Source organism: Stenotrophomonas sp. Sm2128, assembly GCF_030985535.1.
GTDB classification, from domain to species: domain Bacteria; phylum Pseudomonadota; class Gammaproteobacteria; order Xanthomonadales; family Xanthomonadaceae; genus Stenotrophomonas; species Stenotrophomonas maltophilia.
Window position 1 is genome coordinate 1 of the sequence record NZ_JAPTFQ010000123.1, and the last position, 7,964, is coordinate 7,964.

Here is a 7,964-nt window from a genome sequence, read left to right on the forward strand (position 1 = left end):
GCACTACCCGCGGTGACGCAGCAGCGTCACCGCTGCGGGGTAATCACCTGTGTCGGCAACCGCGCCGGCGGTGCCGGATTCGGCACCCAGATCGCGACGCCCGCGGCGCGCTTCTGCGTGGTCGGAATCCCGATGCCGACGCCGCCACCGACGTGCGAGCCGAACGTGCCCGCGCCCACCGACATGCCTACCGGCGAACCGCTGCTGCCCACGCCCATCAGCACCACGCCGTTGGCGCCCAGCGCTGCGGCTTCACGTTTCAGGCGGGCCACGGCGGCATCGGTCTGGCCCTGGGTGCCGAAGCCAACGGCGGAAGACGATTCCAGCTGGGCGATTTCCTGGGAGCCGGCCGGTGGCGTCGAATAGATCTGCACCAGCGCCGGATCGATCGGCGCGCGGGCGCGGCCCAGCATCACCTTGGAGGTGCTGGCACAGCCGGCGGCGACCAGCAGCATGGCCGCCAACGCGGCCCAACGGATGTTCATGGCACTTCCCCTGCAGGACTGGTTGCGATGATCGGCGGGCCACTCTGAATCGGCGCCAACACCCGGGCCGGGGCACGCACGACAGCACGCTAGCACGGGTCGGGTGACAGCCCCGCCAATGGCAGTAGGCGGCGGCAACGGGAACGATTATGGTGGGGCCAGGAACCAACTGCGGGAGAGCGGCATGGGTGTGATCAGTCTGTTGTGGGGCGTATTGGCGCTGTTGTGGATGATCCTGGCGTTGATTCCGCTGCTGGGCTGGGGCAACTGGTTCCTGATCCCGTTCGCCGCGGTCGGTGCAGTCATCGCCGCGCTGGGTATCCTGTTCACCCACCCGAGCAAGCGTGGCCGGGCGTGGGCCGGGTTGGTCCTGAACGGTATCGTGGTGGTGGTCGGCATCCTGCGTCTTGGCCTGGGCGGCGGCGTGGTCTGAGCCCGGTCCCGGGTGCGACAGGGCGTCGCAGGCACACGGCCGATGGCCGGGCGGGGGCGTACAATGAATGGCTGCGCGAGCCCCCCGCGTGCCTGTGAATCCGCGCCCCGCGCGGCTGCCCCATGATCATCCGACCCCGTCCCCACGGCTGGCAACTGCTGTACATCCTGCGCGGTTCGATCGTCAAAGCGATCGCGCCGAAGGTGCTGGCCATCCTGATCCTGTCCATCGCCGTGGCTGCGGTGGTCGAACTGGCGCCCCCTACCGGCATCGAACGCGTGTCGGTGACCCCGTTCACCCTGCTTGGCCTGGTGCTGTCGATCTTCCTCAGCTTCCGCAACAGCGCCTGCTACGACCGCTGGTGGGAAGGACGCAAGCTGTGGGGCCAGCTGGTCTATGAATCGCGTTCGCTGGCGCGCCAGGTAAACCTGCTGCTGGCCGACGACGCGGGCCGTCGTCGTCGCGTCGCCTACCTCACCACCGCGTTCGCCCATGCGCTGGCGGCGCGACTGCGTGGTCGCATCGTCGCCCTGGCAGCACTGCCGTGGCTGGACAAGCGCCAGCGCGAACAGCTGGGCCAGCGCGAGAACGTGCCCGATGCGCTGCTGGCGATGATCGCGGCCGAACTGGCGCATGCGCTGCGCGCCGGCCAGCTCGACCCCATCCTCTACACCCAGCTGGAAGAGCGCCTGCACGCGATGTCGTCGATCCAGGCCGGCTGCGAGCGCATCCTCACCACGCCGCTGCCGTTCGCCTACACCCTGCTGCTGCACCGCTGCGCGTGGATGTTCTGCGTGCTGCTGCCGTTCGGCCTGGCCAGTTCGCTGGGCTGGGGCACGCCGGTGCTGTCGGCGGTGCTGGCCTATGCCTTCTTCGGCCTGGACCAGCTGGGCGAAGAAATGGAAGACCCGTTCGGCCTTGAGCCGAACGATCTGCCGCTGGACGCGCTGGTGCGCACGATCGAGATCGACCAGCTCGATGCGCTCGGCGAACGCCCGTTGCCCGAACCCCTGCTGCCGCAGGGCTACCTGTTGCAATAGCCACTCCTCGGAGCCTGCCATGTCCCACCCGCTGTATCGCCCGCGCCGCATGCGCCACGACGAGTTCTCGCGCCGCCTGATGCGCGAGAACACGCTGACCACCGACGACCTGATCTACCCGGTGTTCGTGCACGAACTGGCCGGCCGCACCGCAGTGCCGTCGATGCCGGGCGTGGAGCGGCTGTCGATCGAAGAACTGCTGAAGGTGGCCGAAGAGGCGCTGGAGCTGGGCATTCCGGTGATCGACCTGTTCCCGGTGATCGACCCGTCGCTGAAATCGCTGGATGCATCGGCGGCGTGGGCCGAGGACGGCCTGGCGCAACGCGCGATCCGCGCGCTGAAGTCGCGCTTCCCGGAACTGGGGGTGATGACCGATGTGGCGCTGGACCCGTACACCACCCACGGCCAGGACGGCATCATCGACGACAAGGGCTATGTACTGAACGACATCACTGTCGAAGCGCTGGTCAAGCAGTCGGTGTCGCATGCCGAAGCCGGCGTCGACATCGTTTCGCCGTCGGACATGATGGATGGCCGCATCGGCGCGATCCGCCGTGCGCTGGATGCCGACAACCACGTCAACGTGCGCATCATGGCTTACTCGGCCAAGTACGCCTCGGCGTTCTACGGTCCGTTCCGTGATGCGGTGGGCAGCGCGGCCAGCCTCGGCAAGGCCGACAAGAAGACCTACCAGATGGACCCGGCCAACGGCGACGAGGCCCTGCGCGAGATCGCGTTGGACCTGGAAGAAGGCGCCGACATGGTGATGGTCAAGCCGGGCATGCCGTACCTGGACCTGGTGCGCCGGGTGAAGGAGAAATTCGGTGTGCCGACCTTCGCCTATCAGGTGAGTGGCGAGTACGCGATGATGAAGGCCGCCTTCGCCAACGGCTGGCTGGACGAGCGCGCCTGCGTGCTGGAGTCGCTGCTGGGCTTCAAGCGGGCCGGTGCCGATGGCGTGCTGACCTATTTCGCGCCGCAGGTGGCGCGATGGCTGCGCGAGCGCTGACAATAGCGCCACGATAGACGGAGGACTGCGCGATGGGACCCGAACTGGGATGGATGCAATGGCTGATCTGGGGCACCGGCACGCTGGTGTTCGGCGCCATCATCGTCGGTGTCTTCATCGCCGCGTGGCGCGCGGGCAAGCGCCCACCGGAGCAGCTCTCCGCCGCCCGCCACGTGGCCCGTGAGCAGGCCCTGCCGGATAGCGTGCAGGCCGAGCTGGCCGCGCTGAACCAGCGCAAGGACAATGGCCAGCTGAGCGAGATGGAGTACGAGCAGTTGCGCGCCAAGGTGTTGTCGCGCTGACCCTGCCGCCTCCATATGGGTGGGTGCCAACCTTGGTTGGCACTTTCCTGCATGCCAACCAAGGTTGGCATCTACCAAACGGCTATCCACGCATGGCGTGGATCTACCGCACGCACCCGGCGCATCCATCGCCCTGGTAGTCGCCAACCTTGGTTGGCGTTTGCCGTTACCGTGCGCCCGGCACGCACCCGGCCACCGCCGCCACCTTTGGCACCGCCAACCGGTACACGTCCACGCCACCGGCACGCGGTGCCCTGGCCGCGCTGCTGGCCACCATCATTTCGCCTGGCTTGGCGTTGTCGATCACCGGCGCGCCGGCCCAGCCGCCGGTCTGGTTGAACGACAGTCCCAACGGTTGCAGGGCCGCGCCACTCCACGCGCAGCCGCTGCTCCACACCTGTGCGGTCGTGCCGTTGCCGCGGCTGAACACCACTGCGCCATCGTTGCCCAGCCAGTCGCCGTCGGTCTCGTCATCGGCGCTGTTCAACGCTGTCAATGCGGTGGCCGGGCCGCGCATGCCCTGCGCATCCAGCGTCGCCACGAACAGGTTCCAGCCGGCGCCACGGCCCTGTTGGCGGGCAAACAGCAGCCGCGTGCCGTCCGCGCTCAGGGCCGGCCCGCGCTCTTCGTGGCGTCCACCGTCGCCGGCCATGGGGTGCGCCTTGCCCAGCCGGCCATCGGCTTCCACTGCAGCCCGGTACAGCGCCAGCGCGCCTTCGCGGCCGGCGGCGAACAACAGCCAGCGGCCGTCGCGGCTGAAGTACGGATCGCGGGCCTCACCGGCCACGCCCACCGCCAGGGCCTGCGCCTGCTGCCAGCGGCCATCGACCACGCGCGCCTCCCACAGGCCCCAGCCGGCTTCGCCGCGGCGGGCGAAGACGATGCGCCGGCCATCGGCACTGATCGTGGCGCGGCCCTCGTCGGCACGGGTCGAGACCACGCCCATGCCTTCGATGCCGTACTCGTTCAACGCCATCGCCACGGGGGCAGAGAGTAGACTGGCGGCAAGCACCAGCAGGGGCAGGGTGATGCGCATCATCCGGTTCCATGCACGAACAGAGCATCAGTCTAGCCAGCTTGAGGATTCCATGACCGACCGTTACGCCGTCTTCGGACACCCCGTTGCCCACTCGAAGTCGCCGCAGATCCACGCGACGTTCGGTCGCCAGGAAGGCATCGCGGTGGATTACCGCGCGATCGACCTGGCCCCGGAGGCGTTCCTGGCCGGCCTGGAGGCCTTCGCCGCCGACGGCGGTGTCGGCGCCAACGTCACCTCGCCGCACAAGGAGGCCGCGTTCTCGGTGTGCACCACCCTGACCGCACGCGCGCGCCGCGCCGGTTCGGTCAACACGCTGCTGCGCAAGGGCGACCGCTGGCATGGCGACACCACCGACGGCATCGGCCTGGTGCGTGACCTGACCGACCGCCATGGCCTGGACCTGCGTGGCCGCCGCATGTTGCTGATCGGTGCCGGTGGCTCCGCGCGCAGTGTCGCCCCGGCGCTGCTTGATGCCGGCATTACCGAGCTGGTGGTGGTCAACCGCACGCCGGAACGCGCCGATGAACTGATCGATGCGATGGGTGAGCCGGGTCGCGCGATCAGCCGCTACTGGGAAGACCTGCGTGATCTGGGTGACTTCGAACTGATCGTCAACGCCACCTCGGCCGGCCGCGACCGTGACGTCGAGTTCAAGCTGCCGCTGTCGCTGGTCAACTCGATGACCACCGCCGTCGACCTCAACTACGGCGAAGCGGCGATCGCCTTCCTGGCCTGGGCGCGCGCCGCGGAGTGCCGCAATACGGTCGATGGCCTGGGCATGCTGGTCGAGCAGGCCGCTGAGAGTTTCCTGCAGTGGCACGGTGTGCGCCCGCAGACCGACGAGGTCTACCAGTCGCTGCGTGAGGGCTCGGCCGTGCTGGCCGGCGAGGACTGATCGATGGACGGCACAACCCTGCTGGTCACGGTGCTGAGCATGGTGGGCGTGCGCCTGCCGGTGCTGATCGCGCTGTGCGTGGGCCTGGTCTGGGTGGTCGGCGCACCGCGCGATGCCACCCGCACCGGTGCCCTGGTCGGCCTGCTGCTGTTGCTGCTGGCCAGCCTCGGCGGCATGGCGGCGGGCATCCTGCCGATGTGGATGGTCCGCAGCGGTGATTTCAGTGCCGTGTCGAGCTTGAGTGCCATCCTCGGCGTGCTGCATTTCGCGCTGGCGATGGTCGAGGCGATCGGTGTGGTGCTGGTGGTGTGGGCGCTGGTGCGCCTGCTGCGTACCCGTACGCTCCCGGCCGCCTGACCGGTCGCGCCGGGCCATGCCCGGCGTATCTGCCCCTGGGATGGTCCGGCCATTGGACCGGGACCGCCAGCGGGCGTCGTCGCTGGCCCGTTCAGGGTCCCAGCGGCGGTGAATGCGGCCGGCCATGCGACAATGCCCGGCCTGATCCAGCTACGGTAATTCCCGGCGTGACCGAAACCGTCGCCGCTCCGCGCACCCTCGATGACACCTTGAAGGACGCGATCCGCAAGGCGTACACGACGCTGCAGGCCAATACCCCCGGCTTTTCCACCCGTCGCTCGCAGAGCCAGATGATCGGCGTGGTGTCGCGTGCGCTGTCGAAAAGCGGTGGCGTCGGCGTGGTCGAGGCGCCCACCGGCGTCGGCAAGAGCCTGGGCTACCTCACCGCAGGCGTGCCGATCGCATTGGCCAGCAAGAAGAAGCTGGTGATCAGCACCGGCACCGTGGCGCTGCAGTCGCAGCTGGTCGAGCGCGATATCCCGAATTTCCTGAAAGCCACCGGCCTGGAGGCGACCGTGGCGCTGGCCAAGGGCCGTACCCGCTACCTGTGCACGCGCAATGCCGCCGAGGCGCAGGGCGAGGGCTCGCAGGGCGGCATGTTCGAGGATGACGCGCCGCTGTTCGACCGGCCACTGGCGCCGATCGAGATGGACATCGCCAAGCGCCTGACCGACGCCTTCACCAGCGGCAGCTGGGATGGCGATATCGACAACGCACCGGAGACCATCAGCCCCGGCCTGCGCAGCCGCATCACCACGCCGGCTTCGGGCTGCGCCGGGCGCCGTTGTGCCTATTCGGCGCAGTGTGCGGTGCTGCGTTCGCGCAACACCGTGCGTGATGCGCAGATCGTGGTCACCAACCACGCGCTGCTGCTGTCGGCGCTGTCGATCGGCGACAGCGACAACGGCCAGCCGTTGATCGCGCCGCCCTCGGACATGCTGCTGGTGCTGGACGAAGGCCATCACATCGGCAACGTGGCGATCGACCAGGGCGCGGCGAGCCTGGCGCTGGACGAGATGGCCAAGCGTACCGGCCGCCTGCAGATCCTGATCGCCGGCGCCTACCGCGCGGTCGACAAGGACCGCCTCGGCAACCTGCTGCCGAACGAAGCGATCGAGGTGGCCAGCAACGTGGCCAAGCAGCTGCGCGCGTTCCGCGATCATATCGAGCGGGTGTGGATGCCGGCGCCGGCGGACGAAGAGCCGATGTGGCGCGCGGCCAATGGGCGACTGCCCGAGGCCTGGCGCGAGCCGATCGAGGCGTTGGCTGACGATACCCGCAGCCTCTACAACTGGGCGCACGCCGCCACCGCGCAGGTGGCCAAGGGCAAGCCGGACGATGCCGCGCGCGAGCGCCTGCAGCGCAACCTGGGCATGGCGCTGGAGATGATCGAGCAGCAGTACAACCTGTGGCAGGCCTGGCGCCGCGAAGACAAGGACGGTGCGCCGCCGATGGCGCGCTGGGTCACCGCCACCCGCGACGGCGATCTGGTGCTGCACGGCTCGCCGGTTTCGGCCGCGCACGTGCTGCGCAAGCTGCTGTGGGATGAAGTGGACTCGGTGGTGATGACCTCGGCGACGCTGACCGGCGGTGGCGACTTCCAGTCGCTGGCGATCGACAACGGCATTCCGGAAGAGGCCGAGATGGTCTCGCTGTCGTCACCGTTCGACCTGCCCAACCAGGCCGAACTGATCGTGCCGAAATTCCCGGTCACCCCGGACGACCGCGAAGGCCACCCGCGTGAAGTGGCGCGCTATCTCGACACCGAACTGGACTGGGCCAAGGGCTCGATGGTGCTGTTCACCTCGCGCTGGAAGATGGAGAAGGTGGCTGGGCTGATGTCGGCCGCGCGCCGCAAGCAGGTGCTGGTGCAGGGCGAGATGTCCAAGACCCGCCTGATTGACGAGCATCTGCGCCGCGTGGCGGCGGGTGAAGGCTCGGTGCTGTTCGGGCTGAATTCGTTCGGCGAAGGCCTCGACCTGCCAGGTGAAGCCTGCACCACGGTGGTGATCACCCAGGTGCCGTTCGCGGTGCCGACCGACCCGCAGACCGCCACCCTCAGCGAATGGTTCGAGGGGCGCGGGCTCAATGCGTTCAACCTGATCGCCATTCCGCATGCGCTGCGCACGTTGACCCAGTTCGCCGGCCGCCTGATCCGCACCTCCACCGACACCGGCCGCGTGGTCATTCTTGATTCGCGGCTGCTGACCCGCCGCTACGGCAAGCGCATCATCGACGCGCTGCCGCCGTTCAAGCGCGTGATCGGCTGACCGGTAGTGCCGGCCGCTGGCCGGCAAAAAGGGGACGGAGGGAATTAAGTCGTTTTAGGCACAAACGACTTAATTCCCTCCGTCCCCTTTTTCTTAGCCGGCGAACCCGCCTTCGGCCAGGTAATCCAGTTCTT

9 protein-coding genes are annotated in these 7,964 nt (G+C 68.4%); 7 read left to right on the forward strand and 2 right to left on the reverse strand.

Annotated features, from left to right (window positions below):
- Nucleotides 1-26: 26 nt before the first annotated feature.
- A complete protein-coding gene (locus tag O0K41_RS21510) occupies nucleotides 27-485 on the reverse strand; it encodes a hypothetical protein (protein ID WP_024958198.1) in 459 nt (152 codons plus the stop codon).
- 184 nt (nucleotides 486-669) lie between these two features.
- Here O0K41_RS21510 and O0K41_RS21515 point away from each other — a divergent pair, with 184 nt between their 5' ends.
- From O0K41_RS21515 to O0K41_RS21530, 4 genes are all read left to right on the forward strand, one after another.
- Complete coding sequence (locus tag O0K41_RS21515) at nucleotides 670-918, forward strand: hypothetical protein (RefSeq protein ID WP_005411548.1); 249 nt, start codon at nucleotides 670-672, stop codon at nucleotides 916-918.
- Nucleotides 919-1,040: 122 nt separating this feature from the next.
- Entirely contained in the window at nucleotides 1,041-1,958 is a 918-nt protein-coding gene (locus O0K41_RS21520; protein WP_049451275.1) for a bestrophin family ion channel, read from the forward strand.
- Between the two features lie 19 nt (nucleotides 1,959-1,977).
- Nucleotides 1,978-2,967 carry a porphobilinogen synthase gene (gene hemB, locus O0K41_RS21525; protein WP_005414824.1) on the forward strand — a complete coding sequence of 330 codons (990 nt, stop codon included), beginning with the start codon at nucleotides 1,978-1,980 and terminating at the stop codon, nucleotides 2,965-2,967.
- A 32-nt stretch (nucleotides 2,968-2,999) separates the two neighbouring features.
- The gene (locus O0K41_RS21530) at nucleotides 3,000-3,269 is read left to right on the forward strand and encodes a hypothetical protein (RefSeq protein WP_005411545.1); all 270 of its coding nucleotides are present in this window, start codon (nucleotides 3,000-3,002) and stop codon (nucleotides 3,267-3,269) included.
- 166 nt (nucleotides 3,270-3,435) lie between these two features.
- Here the strand turns inward: O0K41_RS21530 and O0K41_RS21535 are convergent, their stop codons facing one another.
- Nucleotides 3,436-4,308 carry a PD40 domain-containing protein gene (locus O0K41_RS21535; protein ID WP_164222327.1) on the reverse strand — a complete coding sequence of 291 codons (873 nt, stop codon included), beginning with the start codon at nucleotides 4,306-4,308 and terminating at the stop codon, nucleotides 3,436-3,438.
- A 49-nt stretch (nucleotides 4,309-4,357) separates the two neighbouring features.
- On the opposite strand from O0K41_RS21535, the gene aroE reads away from it, so the two are divergent.
- The 3 genes from aroE to dinG all read left to right on the forward strand — a co-directional run bounded on the left by aroE (nucleotide 4,358) and on the right by dinG (nucleotide 7,830).
- Entirely contained in the window at nucleotides 4,358-5,203 is an 846-nt protein-coding gene (aroE, locus tag O0K41_RS21540; RefSeq protein ID WP_005411543.1) for a shikimate dehydrogenase, read from the forward strand.
- Between the two features lie 3 nt (nucleotides 5,204-5,206).
- Nucleotides 5,207-5,560 (forward strand): hypothetical protein, encoded by a 354-nt coding sequence (locus tag O0K41_RS21545; RefSeq protein ID WP_005411542.1) that lies wholly within the window; start codon nucleotides 5,207-5,209, stop codon nucleotides 5,558-5,560.
- A 167-nt stretch (nucleotides 5,561-5,727) separates the two neighbouring features.
- Nucleotides 5,728-7,830: an ATP-dependent DNA helicase DinG gene (gene dinG / locus O0K41_RS21550; protein ID WP_088436052.1), complete on the forward strand. Its 2,103-nt coding sequence runs from the start codon at nucleotides 5,728-5,730 to the stop codon at nucleotides 7,828-7,830.
- The last annotated feature ends 134 nt before the right edge of the window (nucleotides 7,831-7,964 follow it).

What these genes read in the sequence shown, in the direction of transcription:
- aroE (WP_005411543.1), top strand. Translation starts at nt 4,358, where the DNA reads ATGACCGACCGTTACGCCGTCTTCGGACACCCCGTTGCCCACTCGAAG.
- O0K41_RS21515 (WP_005411548.1), top strand. Translation starts at nt 670, where the DNA reads ATGGGTGTGATCAGTCTGTTGTGGGGCGTATTGGCGCTGTTGTGGATG.
- hemB (WP_005414824.1), top strand. Translation starts at nt 1,978, where the DNA reads ATGTCCCACCCGCTGTATCGCCCGCGCCGCATGCGCCACGACGAGTTC.
- O0K41_RS21545 (WP_005411542.1), top strand. Translation starts at nt 5,207, where the DNA reads ATGGACGGCACAACCCTGCTGGTCACGGTGCTGAGCATGGTGGGCGTG.
- O0K41_RS21510 (WP_024958198.1), bottom strand. Translation starts at nt 485, where the DNA reads ATGAACATCCGTTGGGCCGCGTTGGCGGCCATGCTGCTGGTCGCCGCC.
- O0K41_RS21535 (WP_164222327.1), bottom strand. Translation starts at nt 4,308, where the DNA reads ATGATGCGCATCACCCTGCCCCTGCTGGTGCTTGCCGCCAGTCTACTC.
- O0K41_RS21520 (WP_049451275.1), top strand. Translation starts at nt 1,041, where the DNA reads ATGATCATCCGACCCCGTCCCCACGGCTGGCAACTGCTGTACATCCTG.
- O0K41_RS21530 (WP_005411545.1), top strand. Translation starts at nt 3,000, where the DNA reads ATGGGACCCGAACTGGGATGGATGCAATGGCTGATCTGGGGCACCGGC.